Here is a 16,597-nt window from a genome sequence, read left to right as displayed (position 1 = left end):
GACCGATGCAGAAAAAATCAAAATAATAAGAAGTTAACCCAAGCGAAAAACATAAAGACAAAATCCCCTTCACAAAATCAATGAATTAGAAGCCAAAAAAATCATGCAGTAACAAAAGAACGTTTAGTCAAACGCTTTTATTCAGACAAACGGACACCCGTAATTCTCGGAAAGTATTCCGAGAAGCGGAAACCAACAGTGGTTAATAGATCTCCGCTTGAGGAAATCTTGATTCAGTGGCATCTCGACGATGAGAACGCCACTCGGCATTGTGCGCGTCAGACCTCAAGTCAGCGCAGCCGACACTCCAGGCGAATCTCTCCACCTGTGGCACATCATAGCAATACCTTAAAAAGTAGTCAATACTTTATTGATGTAGCACTTTATGCCGTGTAGGCTTCTCACAACCACAGAGCAATGCGATTGGTCTCCCCCTCTGATCCGGTAGGCGTAGGAAGCTGACGTTTGGATATCAACGAAAAAATTCTCTGGCAGCTGGCAGACATGCTGCGCTCAGCGGGCTCAGGGTCGGAAGCCATCTCGCTGACCCTGCCCTTTATTGCGTGGTGGAAAATCCAGGAGAAAGGATTGCTCCCCCAGCACCTCCATCTGGAAGAACAGCTCGGAAAAGAGCTGGTGCAGATCATAGAGAGCCTTAGCCAGGTCCAAAGCCATGCGCCGGCATCCTTTATAGATGAGGGTGCATACAAGCTGCTCGACACTGCCCGCGATCTTTTTCCGCTCCTGAAAAAAGTCGTCGAGCTAGGTAAACAGGGACTGCTTAACGCTTTTAGCGCGGATGACATCTGTTACTGGGCCGCTGATAGGAACTCACCTCAAGGCTTGGCTCCTACGTTGGCAGACCTGGTGATCGCACTTCTGGATCCAGCGGATGGCTGCTCGGTCTATGCACCATGGGAGCATTCCGGGCAGCTTGCTGCACGGGCGCGCCGTATCGGCTACGAAGTACTGGTTGAAACACCACTACCGCTGCTTGCAGCTCAGGTACTCACACTGACCTCACTCGATCAGTGGCAAGTACTATCGGGTGATCCAATACACGCTCCACGGGCACTGGAACATGGGCGGCTTAAACGTTTCGCCTCCTCCATTGCTGTTCCGCCCATGGGTGTTCGCTACGACCGCGAGGTCGTTGACAGCGATCTATTCGGCCGTTTCACCGAAAAAACCGTTTCGGGGAGTGTTCTCCAACTACAGCACCTGATGGCTCAGACGGCCGGACGTGTCATTGCTGTTGTACCGAACTCGGTTCTATTCAGTGTTGGTGCGGAACGTAGCTTTAGGAAAGAACTGTTTGAGCGCGGCGCTATAGAGGCCGTTATTTCCCTGCCAAGCGGTCTGCTTACTGGCTCGGCCATTCCAACCTCGGTGCTCGTTCTGAACACCAAAAAGCAATCCCAACAGATCCACTTTGTGAATGCGGACAGCGAACAGTTCTGCACATCTGCCACGAAAAAGCGGGCTGAACTCACTCAAATCGATGTCTTGGTAAAGCTCGCTAGAGGAGTCGAGAGTAGTCCCAGTGCCGTCTCGGTCCAGCCAGAACAGGTGCGCAGCAACGACTTCAATCTAGAGGTCGGGCGCTACGTGCTTGATGATGCGGCCCAGAAGCTGGAACAAATACTCGCTGACCTTCCCCTAGCGAGGCTCGGTGAACATGTTGAGATCATCCGCTCGCGTCAGCATTCCACGTCATCTTCAGGGGTTGCGGTTCGAGAGGTGCAGGCCTCCGACATCCCTGACTTTGGAGCCATCGTTTCGGCGAGCAAGGATTCCCTATTCGATCTCAGCTCACCTAAAGCCAAGACCTATTTCCTTCAAGCAGGCGACATTCTGCTGGCAATTAAAGGCTCGGTCGGCAAAGTCGGGATTGTCCCTCAGGCGCCGCCAGCGGGAGAGGGTGGCTGGGTCGCTGGACAGTCCTTCGTAGTACTGCGGTCATTGAAAGATGCGTCCTATGAGTCGAAAGCCCTATTGGTTTACCTCCGCTCTGAAATTGGCCAAGCGCTGCTTAGCCGTTTGGTAGTAGGTGCAAGCATGCCCACCATTCAGCTCGCATCCCTTAAGGACTTAGGTATTCCTTCTATTAGCCAGGAAGCCATGAGCACAGCATCCGAAATCCTTGAACACGAAGTTCGGATCCAGCAAGAAATTCAGCAATTGCGTAGTAAGCAGGCAAGCCTAGCATCAGCGCTCTGGACACTCTGACGAACCAAGACATCCCCGAATTAATCCACGAACTGGCATCCCAGATCTCTCAGACCGGTTCGACACTGTTATTACCCGCATAGGCGGTAAGGCAAGAAAATGGCCATCAAGAAATCCGAACTCTATTCATCTCTGTGGAAGTCCTGCGACGAGCTGCGCGGGGGCATGGATGCCTCGCAGTACAAGGACTACGTTCTGGTGCTGCTGTTCATGAAATACGTATCGGACAGGTACGCCGGCAATCCCCATTCGCTGATCGAGGTGCCGGCAGGCGGCAGCTTCGTCGACATGGTGGCGCTCAAGGGCGACAAGGAGATCGGCGACAAGATCAACCAGATCATCGCCCGCCTGGCCGAGGCCAATAACCTTACCGGCGTCATCGACGTGGCCGACTTCAACGACCAGGAGAAACTCGGTAAAGGCAAGGAGATGGTCGACCGCCTGTCCAACCTCATCAGCATCTTCAATTCGCCCGGCCTCGATTTCCGCAGCAACCGTGCCCAGGGCGACGATATCCTTGGCGACGCCTACGAATACCTGATGCGCCACTTCGCCACCGAGTCAGGCAAGAGCAAGGGGCAATTTTACACCCCAGCCGAGGTGTCGCGGATCATGTCCCAGGTCATCGGTCTGGCTGGTGCAACTGACAGCAAACAGAGCATTTACGACCCAACTTGCGGCTCGGGCTCACTGCTGCTCAAAGCCCATGATGAAGCCAAAAGCACCACCGGCCTGGATCTGGCCATCTACGGCCAGGAAATGGACAACGCCACCAGCGCCTTGGCCAAGATGAACATGATCCTGCATGACTGCCCAACGGCGGAAATCTGGAAGGACAACACCCTCTCCGCGCCGCATTTCAAAGACCCGCTGGGTAACCTCAAGCTGTTCGACTTTATCGTCGCCAACCCACCGTTCTCCACCAAGGCCTGGAGCAATGGCTTCAACCCAGCCGAGGACGACTACAACCGCTTTGGCTACGGCATTCCACCCGACAAGAACGGCGACTACGCCTTTCTCCTGCACATGCTTACCTCGCTGAAAAGCACTGGCAAGGCGGCAGTGATTCTGCCCCACGGCGTATTGTTCCGTGGAGGTGCCGAGGGTGTGATCCGCAAGCGCATCCTCCAGCAGGGCTATATCCAAGCCATTATCGGTTTGCCCGCCAACCTGTTCTTCGGAACCAGCATTCCCGCCTGCATCATCATTCTGGATAAAGCTGGCAGTGCAGGGCGCAAGGGCTTGTTCCTAATCGATGCCAGCAAGGGCTTTATCAAAGACGGCAACAAGAACCGCCTGCGCGAGCAGGACATCCACAAGATCGTCGATGCCTGCACCCAGCAGCGCGAACTGCCCAAGTTCTCGCGCCTGGTGCCACTGGCCGAGATCGAGGCCAACGACTTCAACCTGAATATCCCGCGCTATATCGACACCAGCGAAGAAGAGGATCTCCAGGACATCGAGGCCCACCTGCATGGTGGCATTCCTGAGCGAGATATCGACGCCCTGTATGCCTACTGGCAAGTGATGCCTAACCTGCGCAGCGCGCTGTTCGAGCCACTGCGCCCCGGCTACCTCAGCCTCAAGGTTGTAGTCAACGAGATCAAGCCGACCATCTTCGGCCACGCCGAGTTCGATGCCTTCCGCCAGACGGTGGCGGGCCTGTTCGAGGCCTGGCGTGCCGAACACCGCCCGAACCTAGCCGGCATCGCCATTGGCGACCAGCCCAAGACTCTACTCAAAGAGTTGGCCGAAGATTTGCTGCATCGCTTCGAGGCCGCACCGCTACTGGATGCCTACGACGTCTACCAGCACCTCCAGGACTACTGGTACGCCACGCTTCAGGATGATGTATACCAACTCGTGATCGACGGCTGGCAGCCACTGATTGCCAGCGGCCATAGCCAGGGCGAGCCCAATACCGATCTGCTGCCACCCGAACTGATCGTGCGCCGCTACTACGCCGCCGAAGCCGCCGCCATCAGCGAACTAGAAGCAAAACGCGACGCCGTCAGCCGTGAGCTGGAGGAGCTTGACGAGGAACAGGGCGGTGAAGATGGCCCGCTGGCTGAAGGCAAGACCGACAAGGGCAAGCTCACCGCCGCCAGCGTCAAAGCCCGCCTCAAGGCCATTAAGCACGACCTGGATGCCTACGAGGAACGCCATGCGCTGGAACAATGCCTGGCGCTGATCGAGCGCGAAGCAGAAGCCAGCAAGAAGGTCAAAGCAGCGCAGAAGGCGCTGGATGCCAAGGTACAGGGCCACTATGCCAAGCTCAGCGAAGACGAGCTGAAAACCCTGGTGGTGGACGACAAATGGCTGGCCACCCTGCAAACCGATGTGCAGACCGAGCTGGATCGGGTGTCACAGGCGCTCAGTGGCCGTATTCGTCAACTAGCCGAGCGCTATGCCACACCGCTGCCGGCGCTAAATGCAGAAGTGGAAGCGCTGGCGGTCAAAGTGAATGCGCATCTGGTGACGATGGGGTTTGCTGTATGAATCAAGCAGCAGAGATCAGCATGCCCACTGAGGGAAACGTCCCAAAAGACGATTGGGAGCATGTATTACTGGACTCCGTAACCAAGCGTGGTAGTGGCCACACACCTGACAAAAAGCATCCCGAGTACTGGGATGGCTCGATTAAGTGGATTTCTCTTCAGGACTCAGCCCAACTCGATGCACTTTACATTGAGGACACAGCAGCAACGATAACGATTGAAGGCATCAAAAACTCTTCTGCCGTTCTCCATCAGAAAGGCACGGTAGTGCTCAGCCGAGATGCTGGGGTAGGGAAAAGCGCAATCATGGCCACTGACATGGCTGTTAGTCAGCATTTCATGGCCTGGACTTGCGGCCAACGGCTGGACAATCATTTCCTGTATTACTGGCTCCAATCAAAGAAGCCTGAGTTCGAGCGAATCGCTAACGGCAACACCATCAAAACAATTGGTCTGCCGTACTTTAAAGAGCTAACCATCCCTCTTCCGCCGTTAGAAGAGCAAAAGCACATTGCATCAGCGCTGTCGGGCATAGACAACTTGATCAGCAGCCTGGATCAACTGATCGCCAAAAAACGCGACATCCAGCAAACCACAATGCAACAACTCCTCACCGGCCAAATCCGCCTGCCAGGGTTTCGTGGGGAGTGGAACGTAAAACCCATGCGAGCATTGGGTAATACCTATGGTGGCCTCGCCGGAAAGACAAAAATTGATTTCGGCCACGGCGAAGCTCGCTACATCCCTTTTATGAATGTTATGACCGATACGGTGATAGATGCGAACTGGCTTGAACCTGTCGATGTTGCGCCGGACGAAGCACAAAATCTCGCCAAGAAGGGAGACCTTTTCTTCAATGGCTCCTCAGAAACGCCTGAAGAAGTGGGCTTCTGCTCAGTTCTGCTTGATGAGATCCCGAACCTCTACCTGAACAGCTTCTGCTTCGGCTTCCGCTTCAACACGGCGGCAAGAGTGAATGGGCTTTTCTTCGCATACTGGTTCAGGAGCAAGGCAGGGCGCGCTGCTATGTCCGTACTGGCACAGGGCGCTACCCGCTACAACATCGCGAAAAGCGCCTTTATGCAGCTCGAAATCCCTCAACCTTTAGAGGAAGAGCAAACAGCCATTAGCACTGTTCTGTCAGATATGGATGCTGAACTTGCCGCTCTCGAAACCCGCCGCGACAAGGCTCGCCAGATCAAACAAGGCATGATGCAAGAACTACTCACAGGAAGAATCCGTCTGAAATGAGCAGCAGCGATTGGATAGCACTAGCTGGAGCCGTGATCTCTACCCTTAGCCTCGCCGTGGCTGCCTGGAGCCTGTGGTTTACTCATATTCAATGGAAAAAAGTCAGCAGCAAGGTTGCCATGATTGGGGACTCCGGCGTGGCCTCAGAAATACTTCCTGCTTGGTATACCTCCCGAATGATGGATGACTGGTGGCTTTTCGGCTTATTGACCACAGATGGCCACATGATTGCCATACGGCGCATTACCGCAATTTCTGATGACAGCAAATGGATGGATGTTGAGCTTGCAGAGGCTGACGATATCGACCACTTGAAGCAAAACCATCGATTTGTGACTGCTGTTGCATCCGACCGTCTTGGCGCTTCGGTGCAGATAGCAAATATCGTATCCGCCATCGAGTTGCAGACAAGCTAGGAACGCAACCAGAGACACTTAGCAGGGAGCAGCGAGGAAGAGAGATGAGTACCGTTGGCCAGATCGAAAAAAAAACCCAGCAACGTGTGGCCAAGCTGTTTCAGCATGCACTGGGCTATGAGCACCTCGGCGACTGGGCCGAGCGCCCGAACAACGCCAATATCGAACCAGAGCTGCTGCGCGGCTGGCTGGAAGAGCAGGGCGTCGAGGCCAATCTAGCCAGCCGGGCCATCTTCGAGCTGAACAAGGCTACCAATGACGCCAGCATGGGCCTGTATGACCGCAACAAGGCGGTATACGAACTGCTGCGCTATGGGGTGAAGATCAAGCCTGAGGTGGGTGAGAATACCCAGACGGTATGGCTGATCAACTGGAAACAGGCTGATAAAAACCACTTCGCCATTGCGGAGGAAGTCACCGTCAAGGGCGTCGATGCCAAGGCTAATACCAAGCGCCCGGATATCGTGCTCTATGTGAATGGTATTGCCCTGGGCGTATTGGAACTCAAGCGCTCCAAGGTGGCGGTGAACGAGGGCATTCGGCAGAACCTGGATAACCAAAAGGTCGAGTTTATCCAACCGTTCTTCTCCACCCAGCAATTCGTGATGGCGGGCAATGACACTCAGGGTCTGCGCTACGGCACTATCCAGACCGGCGAGAAGTATTACCTCACATGGAAGGAAGAAAGCGAGGAGAGCACCACTGCCGATAATCTGCTGGATCGGCACCTACTTCAGCTGTGCAACAAGACTCGCTTTCTAGAGCTGATCCATGACTACATCGTGTTCGACAGCGGGGTGAAAAAGCTCTGCCGGCATAACCAGTACTTCGGCATCCGCGAGGCGCAGCGCTACCTGCGTCAGCGCGAGGGCGGGATCATCTGGCACACACAGGGCTCGGGTAAATCCCTGACCATGGTCTGGCTGACCAAATGGATTCGGGAAAACATCCAGGATTCGCGGGTGCTGATCATCACTGACCGCACTGAGCTGGATGAGCAAATTGAGAAGGTATTTACCGGCGTTAACGAGCAGATCGTGCGTACCACCAGCGGTGCCGATCTGATCGACAAACTCAACCAACCTTCGCCCTGGCTGTTGTGCTCACTGATCCACAAGTTCGGTACCCGCGAAGATGCCGACGTGGAGGGCTTCGTAGAGGAGCTGCGCAAGAGCCTGCCGCTAGACTTCCGCGCCAAGGGTGATCTCTATGTGTTCGTCGATGAGTGCCACCGCACTCAATCCGGCGAGCTGCACAAAGCGATGAAGCTCATCCTGCCCAACGCGGTGTTTATTGGCTTCACCGGTACGCCGCTGCTCAAGGCCGACAAGCAGAAGAGCATCGAGGTATTTGGCCGCTACATCCACACCTACAAGTTCAATGAAGCAGTGGCCGATGGCGTGGTGCTCGACCTGCGCTACGAGGCCCGCGACATTGACCAAAACATCACTTCACAGAAGAAGATTGATCAGTGGTTCGAGGCCAAAACCAAGGGCCTAAACGACCTAGCCAAGGCTCAGCTTAAGCAGCGCTGGGGCACCTTGCAGAAGGTACTGTCGAGCCAGTCGCGGCTGGAGAAAATTGTCGCCGACATCCTGCTGGACATGGCCACCAAGCCGCGCCTGGCCGATGGCCGAGGCAATGCCATGCTGGTAACCAGCAGCATCTTCGAAGCCTGTAAGTGCTACGAGCTATTCAGCAAAGCGGGCATGGGTGACAAGTGCGCCATCGTCACTAGCTACAAACCATCGGCTGCCGACATCAAGGGTGAAGCGACTGGCGAAGGGCTGACCGAAAAGCTGCGTCAGTACGCCATCTACAACCAGATGCTTGGCGACAAAGACCCGGAGACCTTCGAAAAGGAGGTCAAACAGCGCTTTATCAAAGAGCCGGGGCAGATGCGCCTGCTTATCGTGGTGGATAAGCTGCTGACCGGCTTCGACGCGCCTTCCGCGACCTATCTCTATATCGACAAGCAGATGCGCGACCATGGCCTGTTCCAGGCCATCTGCCGGGTCAACCGCCTGGATGGTGAGGACAAGCAGTACGGCTACATCATCGACTACAAGGACTTGTTCAAGCAGCTGGAAGGCGCCATTGGCGACTATACCAGCGGCGCGCTGGACGGCTACGATGAGGCCGACGTGGCCGGGCTATTGGGAGACCGTCTGAGCAAGGCCGAGGAAGATCTCGAAGATGCCCGCGAGGCGATCAAAGCGCTTTGCGAGCCGGTGGATCAACCTAAGGATACGCCGGCTTATCTGCGCTTCTTCTGCGGCACTGACTCGGGCAACGCTGAGCAGCTCAAGGCCAATGAGCCCAAGCGCCTGAACCTGTACAAGATGACCTCAGCGCTGATCCGCTGCTTCGGCAATATCGCCAATGAGCTGGAAGAGGCGGGTTACAGCACCAAGGAAATCGCAGAGATCCAGTCCGAGGTCGATCATTTCGCCAAGGTACGCGATGAGGTGAAGCTTGCCAGCGGCGACTACATCGACCTCAAGGCCTACGAGCCAGACATGCGCTTTTTGATCGACACCTACATCCGTGCCGAAGACAGCGAGAAGATTTCCGCCTTCGACGATATGTCACTGATTGAGCTGATCGTCGAGCGCGGCGTGGGTGCCATCGACGCTCTGCCCAAGGGAATCCGTGAAAGCCTGGAAGCCGTGGCCGAAACCATTGAGAACAACGTGCGTAAGTTGATCATCGACGAGTCGCCGATCAACCCGAAGTACTACGAAACCATGTCCTCGTTGCTCAATGCGTTGATCGCCAAGCGTAAGGAAGACGCTATCAGCTACCAGGAATACCTGGCCGAGGTGGTGGAGCTGACCAAGCAGGCGAAGAACCCAACCAGCGCCAACAACTACCCTGGCTCGATCAACAACAACGCCCGTAAAGCGCTGTATGACAACCTGGGGCATGACTCCAGCCTGGCATTGGCTGTGGACGCGGCGGTGTTGGACAGCCGGCAGGACGACTGGCGCAGCAATTCCATGAAGATCAAACGTGTTCGCCTGGCGATCAAGAACGTGCTGGATCAGTGGGGCAAAGACTCCGCCGAATCGCAGGGCAGCTACTCAGCAGGGCAAGACAACGAGCGGCTGGAAGCCTTGCTGGAACTGGTCAAGCATCAGCATGAATACTGAGTCTCGCAATATCACGGTCAGCGGTTTGACCGTGGAGGTCGTGCGTAAGCCAATCAAAAATCTGCACCTGGGCGTTTATCCTCCAGAGGGGCGTGTGCGTGTGGCGGCTCCATTGGCGGTAGATGACGAAGCTGTTCGCCTGGCAGTGGTCGGTAAGCTTGGCTGGATCAAACGCCAGCGGGCAAAATTTCAGGCCCAGCCCCGGCAATCCCAGCGGCGCATGGTCAGTGGTGAAAGCCATTACTTTCTGGGCCGACGCTACCGCCTGCGCGTTCACGAAACCACGGGGGCATTACGCATCGCCCTGCGTGGCACAGCGACCATGGATTTGTTTGTGCGCCCTGACACCACAGTCGAACGCCGCGAACAGGTGCTGCACAACTTCTACCGGGCCGAACTGAAACGTCTGATGCCGGAGTTGCTGGAGAAATGGCAGCCAAAGTTAGAGGTTGAAGCGCGAGCCTGGGGCATCAAGCGGATGAAGACCAAATGGGGTACTTGCAACATCGAAGCACGCCGCATCTGGCTGAATCTTGAGTTGGCAAAGAAGCCTGTGCAGTGTCTGGAGTACATCCTGGTGCACGAGCTAGTCCATCTGCTTGAACGGCACCACAACGAGCGCTTCCAAGCACTGCTAAATCTGTACCTTCCGCAGTGGCAGGTTTTTCGCGACGAACTTAATGCAAGCATGTTGGCAGATGAGCGCTGGGGACGATAAGTTGTCCTACTGTACTGATTTATAAAGAAAAAACCCCAGAACGAAGGCTGGGGTTTTTTCTTTTGAGCGGACATTAACCCGCCCACTTCGGACATTTAATGTGCCCCGCGACACGACCCGTCACACGTCCAGGTTCGACACCGCCAGCGCGTTGCTTTCGATGAAGTCGCGGCGCGGCTCCACGGCATCGCCCATCAGGGTGTTGAAGATCTGGTCGGCGGCGATGGCGTCCTCGATGGTCACCTTGAGCATGCGCCGGACGTTCGGATCCATGGTGGTTTCCCACAGCTGCTCAGGGTTCATCTCGCCCAGCCCCTTGTATCGCTGGATGCTGTGGCGCTTGGTACCTTCGGCCATCAGCCAGTCCAGGCCGTCCTTGAAGGCGCTGATCGGGCGCTTGCGCTCACCCTTCTGCACGTAGGCGCCGTCTTCCAGCAGGCTGTTCAGCTGGTCGCCGAGCAGCGACACCGAGCGGTAGTCATTGCTGGCGAAGAAGTCACGGTTGAAGGTGACGTAGCTGGACAGGCCGTGGGCCACCAGTTCCACCTCGGGCAGCCACAGGTGGCGCTCGCGGTCTTCGCGCAGGCTGGCCTTGTAGGTCAGGCCGGACTTCTCGGCGGCGGTCAGGCGCGCCTGGAACTTCTCCAACCAGCCCTGCATGGCCGACTCGTTAGCCAGGTCGTCCACCGACACGGTAGGCAGGTAGATGAAGTGCTCGGTCAGCTCCTGGGGGTACAGGCGCGACAGGCGCTTGAGGGTGGCGATCACCCCGCGATACTCGTTGACCAGTTTCTCCAGCGCTGCTCCGGACAGGCCCGGAGCGTGCTCGTTGACGTGCAGGCTGGCGTCTTCCAGGGCCGACTGGGTCATGTACTCTTCCATGGCCTGGTCGTCCTTGATGTACTGCTCCTGCTTGCCGCGCTTGACCTTGTACAACGGGGGCTGGGCGATGTAGATGTAGCCACGCTCGATCAGCTCGGGCATCTGGCGGAAGAAGAAGGTCAACAGCAGGGTGCGGATGTGCGAACCGTCGACGTCAGCATCGGTCATGATGATGATGTTGTGGTAGCGCAGCTTGTCGATGTTGTATTCCTCGCGGCCGATGCCACAGCCCAGGGCGGTGATCAGCGTACCGACCTCCTGGGAGGAGAGCATCTTGTCGAAGCGCGCCTTTTCGACGTTGAGGATCTTGCCCTTGAGCGGCAGGATCGCCTGGGTCCGGCGATTGCGGCCCTGCTTGGCGGAACCGCCCGCGGAGTCACCCTCCACGATGTACAGTTCGGAGAGCGCCGGGTCCTTTTCCTGGCAATCGGCCAGTTTGCCGGGCAGGCCGGCGATGTCCAGCGCGCCCTTGCGGCGGGTCATCTCGCGCGCCTTGCGCGCGGCCTCGCGGGCACGGGCGGCGTCGATCATCTTGCCGACCACGGCCTTGGCTTCGTTGGGATTCTCCAGCAGGAAGTCGGCGAAGTACTTGCCCATCTCCTGTTCCACCGCAGTCTTCACCTCGGAGGAGACCAGCTTGTCCTTGGTCTGCGAGCTGAACTTCGGGTCCGGTACCTTCACCGAGATGATCGCGGTGAGGCCTTCGCGGGCATCGTCGCCGGTGGTGGCGATCTTGAACTTCTTCGCCAGGCCTTCGGCCTCGATGTAGTTGTTCAGGTTACGCGTCAGCGCCGAACGGAAACCGGCCAGGTGGGTGCCGCCGTCACGCTGCGGGATGTTGTTGGTGAAGCAGAGCAGGTTCTCGTTGAAGCTGTCGTTCCACTGCAAGGCGACTTCCACACCCACGCCGTCCTCTTCACGCTGGACGTTGAAGTGGAATACCTCGTTCACCGCGGTCTTGTTGGTGTTCAGGTACTCGACGAAGGCCTTCAGACCGCCTTCGTACTTGAACAGCTCCTCCTTGCCGGTACGCTCGTCGCGCAGCAGGATGCCGACGCCGGAGTTGAGGAAGGACAGCTCGCGGATGCGCTTGGCCAGGATGTCCCAACTGAAGTGGATGTTGCTGAAGGTCTCCGGGGACGGCTTGAAGTGAACTTCGGTGCCGGAGCCATCGGTCTCGCCCACTTCGCGCAGTGGGAACTGCGGAACGCCGTGGTGGTAGACCTGTTCCCAGACCTTGTTGTGGCGACGGATGGTCAGGCGCAGTTCATGGGACAGCGCGTTCACCACCGAGACGCCCACACCGTGCAAGCCGCCGGACACCTTGTAGGTGTTGTCGTCGAACTTGCCGCCGGCGTGGAGGACGGTCATGATCACTTCCGCCGCAGAAACCCCTTCTTCCTTGTGGATATCCACCGGAATACCGCGTCCATTGTCGCGGACAGTGATCGACTCATCCGTATGGATGGTGATGCTGATTTCGCTGCAGTAACCGGCCAGCGCTTCGTCGATGGAGTTATCCACCACCTCGAACACCATGTGGTGCAGACCGGTGCCATCGTCGGTGTCGCCGATGTACATGCCGGGGCGCTTGCGTACGGCATCCAGCCCCTTCAGCACCTTGATGCTGGAAGAGTCGTACGTGTTGTTCTCGCTCATGCTTCACTCCCGATGGTCGTGGTCTGAGAGACTTTTCCATGTTCCACGTGGAACATGGATACCGGCGTATCCGTGCGCCAGCCGTCTTTCAATAGTTGCGGGTCCACGCAGGTGATGAATACCTGGCAACCCAAATCTTCAAGCAAGCGGCAAAGAGCCATTCGATGCTGCTCATCCAGTTCCGAGGGCAGGTCGTCCACCAGGTAGACGCACTGTCCGCGCTTGGCGCGATTGATCAGATGGCCTTGGGCGATGCGCAGGGCGCATACCACCAGCTTCTGCTGACCGCGCGAGAGAATCTCCGCGGCGTTATGACCTGCCAACCGTATGCGAAGATCCGCACGCTGCGGTCCCGCCTGGGTGTGGCCCATCTGCTGGTCGCGTAACAGGCTGGAAGCCAGGACCTCCAGGAGGTCCCGGTCCTTGTCCCAGCCTCGGTAGTAGCTAAGGGTCAGGTCATCCAGTGAAACCAATTCGGCGAGGGTTTCCTCGAATACCGGTTTCAACGCCTGGATATAGCTTCTGCGGTAGGCATCGATCTCATCGCTGGCCAGGCTCAATTCCCGGTCCCAGGCCGCTTGCGACGCGGGGTCCAGTTTACCATGCCGGAGCCAGGAGTTCCGCTGGCGCAGCGCCTTCTGCAGGCGCTGCCAGACGGGCAGAAACCGAGGTTCCACGTGGAACACTCCCCAATCGAGGAACTGTCGGCGGATCTTCGGCGCTCCCTCGAGCAACCGAAAGCTGTCCGGGTTGATCAGTTGCAGTGGAAGTGTTTCCGCTAATTGAGCCGCACTTCGGGCGTTCTGCCCATCGATGCGAATGGTGAACTCGCCCTGGCGTTCACGGGAAATCCCCAGGTTGCTGGCGATGCCGTTGGCCAACATCACCTGGCCGAATACGGTGCAGGCCGCTTCCTCGTACTGGATCACCGGCTGCAAGCGCGCACTGCGGAATGAACGCGCCAGGCCCAGCAGGTGGATGGCTTCGAGCACGCTGGTCTTGCCGCTGCCGTTGTCGCCGTAGAGGATGTTGATGCGGGGGGAGGGGGAGAGGGTCACCGGGTGCAGGTTGCGCACCGCGGTGACCGAAACGCGGGTCAGGGACATTCAGTATGTTTAGAGGCGCATCGGCATGACGACATAGGCAGAATCGTCATTGTCGGCCTCGTGGACCAGGGCGCTGCTGTTGGAATCGGAAAGGATGAAGCGGACCTGCTCGGTACCGATCACACCCAGCACGTCGAGCAGGTAACTGACGTTGAAGCCGATCTCCAGGTTGCCGCCGTTGTACTCGACCTGCACTTCTTCCTCGGCCTCTTCCTGCTCCGGGTTGTTCGCCTGGATTTTCAGCAAACCGTTGGAAAGCTGCAGGCGAATGCCGCGGTACTTCTCGTTGGAGAGGATCGCGGTACGGCTGAAGGCTTCGCGCAGTTGCTGGCGGTCACCGACCACCAGCTTGTCGCCACCGCGCGGCAGTACGCGTTCGTAGTCCGGGAACTTGCCGTCCACCAGCTTCGAAGTGAAGGTGAATTCGCCAGTGGTGGCACGGATATGGTGCTGGCCCAGGACGATACCGACTTCGCCGTCCTGCTCGGTGAGCAGACGAGCCAGTTCGAGGATGCCTTTGCGCGGCACGATCACCTGGTGGCGGTCCTGCGACGGGATCTGCGCATCCAGCGAGCACATGGCCAGTCGGTGGCCGTCGGTGGCGACGGAACGCAGGGTACCGCCGTTCACTTCCAGCAGCATGCCGTTGAGGTAGTAACGCACGTCCTGCTGGGCCATGGCGAAGCTGGTGCGGTCGATCAGGCGACGCAGCTTGCTCTGGGCAATGCTGAAGTTCAGCGAGCCGGGACCTTCCTCTACGGTGGGGAAATCGTTGGCCGGCAGGGTGGACAGGGTGAAGCGGCTACGCCCGGCCTTCACCAGAAGTTTCTGCTCTTCGACACGGATGTCGATCAGCACGTCGTTCGGCAGGCTCTTGCAGATGTCCATCAGCTTGCGCGCCGGTACGGTGATCTCGCCGGGTTCGGCGGCATCTTCCAGTACCACGCGACCAACCAGCTCGACTTCGAGGTCGGTGCCGGTCAGCGACAGTTGCTGGCCTTCGACCACCAGCAGGACGTTGGAGAGAACCGGCAATGTCTGGCGGCGTTCCACGACGCCGGCGACCAGTTGCAGCGGTTTCAACAGGGCTTCGCGTTGAATGGTGAAATGCATGGTCTAGTCCCTTGCCTCGTGGGCTGCGTCAGGTTGTCAGGGTACGCAGCAGGTTCTTGTAGTCCTCGCGGATATCCGCGTCGGATTCCCTAAGTTGAGCGATCTTACGACAGGCGTGCAACACCGTGGTGTGATCCCGACCGCCGAAGGCCACGCCGATCTCCGGCAGGCTGTGGTTGGTCAGCTCCTTGGAGAGCGCCATGGCCACCTGGCGCGGGCGCGCCACCGAGCGCGAACGCCGCTTGGACAACAGATCGGATATCTTGATCTTGTAGTACTCAGCGACGGTGCGCTGGATGTTGTCGATGCTGACCAGCTTGTCCTGAAGGGCCAACAGGTCCTTCAGCGACTCGCGAATCAGCTCGATGGTGATCGGCCGGCCCATGAAGTGCGAGTGGGCGATCACCCGCTTCAGCGCACCTTCCAGTTCACGCACGTTGGAACGGATGCGCTGGGCGATGAAGAAGGCCGCATCGTGCGGCAGCTCGATCTTCGCCTGCTCGGCCTTCTTCATCAGGATCGCCACCCGGGTTTCCAGTTCCGGCGGCTCGACGGCCACCGTCAGGCCCCAGCCGAAGCGGGATTTCAGCCGCTCTTCCAGGCCTTCGATTTCCTTCGGATAGCGGTCGCTGGTGAGGATCACCTGCTGGCCGCCTTCGAGAAGGGCATTGAAGGTGTGGAAGAACTCCTCCTGGGAGCGCTCCTTACGGGCGAAGAACTGGATGTCGTCGATCAACAGTGCGTCCACCGAGCGGTAGAAGCGCTTGAATTCGTTGATGGCGTTGAGCTGCAAGGCCTTCACCATGTCCGCGACGAAACGTTCCGAATGCAGGTAGACCACCTTGGCGTTCGGGTTCTTCTTCAGCAGGTGGTTGCCCACCGCATGCATCAGGTGGGTCTTGCCCAGACCGACGCCACCGTAGAGGAACAGCGGGTTGTAGCCGTGCTTGAGGTTGTCCGCCACCTGCCAGGCGGCGGCGCGGGCCAACTGGTTGGACTTGCCCTCGACGAAGTTCTCGAAGGTGAAGGTACGGTTGAGATAGCTGGTGTGCTTCAGCGCACCTTCGACCTGGACGTTGCGCTCGGTGCGCACCGCAGGCGCTGCTCCGGCCGGCATAGCGGCGGCCAGCGGATCGATGCTGGGTTCTTCCGGCTCGTAGGGATCGCTCGAAACGCTGGGAGCCGTCGTCACTGGCGGCAGCTCTTCACGTGGCACTACCACGGGCGCGGCCGATACCGGCTGCACTGGCGCCGGCGGCGGAGCAACCGGAGGCGGGGGAGCCACGTGGGTCTGCGATGGGACAATGGCGGCGCGCGGCGTACGGCTACGCTTGCTGCCTATTAATAAGGAAAGCGCGGGCAACTGACCCTCGCCGCGTTCACCGAGCAGTTCCAGAAGCCGACCGAGGTATTTCTCGTTCACCCAATCGAGGACGAAACGGTTGGGTGCATACACACGCAATTCGTCGCCTTCGGCTTCGACCTGCAAGGGACGGATCCAGGTGTTGAATTGTTGGGACGGCAGCTCATCGCGGAGAAGATCCACGCACTGCTGCCAAAGTTCCACGGACAC

General features: G+C 57.9%; 9 protein-coding genes and 1 pseudogene. 6 read left to right on the top strand and 4 right to left on the bottom strand.

What is annotated here, in order from left to right:
- The first annotated feature begins 465 nt into the window (after positions 1 to 465).
- The 6 genes from ACM0M4_RS00050 (at position 466) to ACM0M4_RS00025 (ending at position 10,264) form a co-directional block, all read left to right on the top strand.
- Positions 466 to 2,229: an N-6 DNA methylase gene (locus ACM0M4_RS00050; protein WP_065085110.1), complete on the top strand. Its 1,764-nt coding sequence runs from the start codon at positions 466 to 468 to the stop codon at positions 2,227 to 2,229.
- Positions 2,230 to 2,328: 99 nt separating this feature from the next.
- Positions 2,329 to 4,728 carry a type I restriction-modification system subunit M gene (locus ACM0M4_RS00045; RefSeq protein WP_065085109.1) on the top strand — a complete coding sequence of 800 codons (2,400 nt, stop codon included), beginning with the start codon at positions 2,329 to 2,331 and terminating at the stop codon, positions 4,726 to 4,728.
- On the top strand, positions 4,725 to 5,978 hold the full coding sequence (locus ACM0M4_RS00040; RefSeq protein WP_221345461.1) for a restriction endonuclease subunit S: 1,254 nt from the start codon (positions 4,725 to 4,727) through the stop codon (positions 5,976 to 5,978). The genes ACM0M4_RS00045 and ACM0M4_RS00040 overlap by 4 nt, the downstream gene beginning before the upstream one ends.
- Positions 5,975 to 6,394, top strand: coding sequence for a hypothetical protein (locus tag ACM0M4_RS00035; protein WP_034070167.1), 420 nt, complete (start codon positions 5,975 to 5,977; stop codon positions 6,392 to 6,394). Before ACM0M4_RS00040 ends, ACM0M4_RS00035 begins: the two co-directional genes overlap by 4 nt.
- Positions 6,395 to 6,438: 44 nt before the next feature.
- On the top strand, positions 6,439 to 9,546 hold the full coding sequence (locus tag ACM0M4_RS00030) for a type I restriction endonuclease subunit R (RefSeq protein ID WP_065085108.1): 3,108 nt from the start codon (positions 6,439 to 6,441) through the stop codon (positions 9,544 to 9,546).
- Entirely contained in the window at positions 9,536 to 10,264 is a 729-nt protein-coding gene (locus tag ACM0M4_RS00025; RefSeq protein ID WP_221345460.1) for a M48 family metallopeptidase, read from the top strand. Before ACM0M4_RS00030 ends, ACM0M4_RS00025 begins: the two co-directional genes overlap by 11 nt.
- A 120-nt stretch (positions 10,265 to 10,384) precedes the next feature.
- Here the strand turns inward: ACM0M4_RS00025 and gyrB are convergent, their stop codons facing one another.
- The 4 genes and pseudogenes from gyrB to dnaA all read right to left on the bottom strand — a co-directional run bounded on the left by gyrB (position 10,385) and on the right by dnaA (position 16,597).
- Complete coding sequence (gyrB, locus tag ACM0M4_RS00020; protein ID WP_003097268.1) at positions 10,385 to 12,805, bottom strand: DNA topoisomerase (ATP-hydrolyzing) subunit B; 2,421 nt, start codon at positions 12,803 to 12,805, stop codon at positions 10,385 to 10,387.
- A 3-nt stretch (positions 12,806 to 12,808) separates the two neighbouring features.
- A pseudogene (gene recF / locus ACM0M4_RS00015) lies at positions 12,809 to 13,911 on the bottom strand (DNA replication/repair protein RecF).
- Between the two features lie 9 nt (positions 13,912 to 13,920).
- Positions 13,921 to 15,024 (bottom strand): DNA polymerase III subunit beta, encoded by a 1,104-nt coding sequence (dnaN, locus tag ACM0M4_RS00010; RefSeq protein ID WP_003097262.1) that lies wholly within the window; start codon positions 15,022 to 15,024, stop codon positions 13,921 to 13,923.
- A gap of 28 nt (positions 15,025 to 15,052) precedes the next feature.
- Entirely contained in the window at positions 15,053 to 16,597 is a 1,545-nt protein-coding gene (gene dnaA / locus ACM0M4_RS00005; protein WP_003109151.1) for a chromosomal replication initiator protein DnaA, read from the bottom strand.

Source organism: Pseudomonas sp. 18-147, assembly GCF_051048045.1.
GTDB classification, from domain to species: Bacteria; Pseudomonadota; Gammaproteobacteria; order Pseudomonadales; family Pseudomonadaceae; genus Pseudomonas; species Pseudomonas aeruginosa.
Note: the sequence above shows the minus strand (reverse complement) of the source record. Positions and strands in the feature narration are given on the sequence as shown.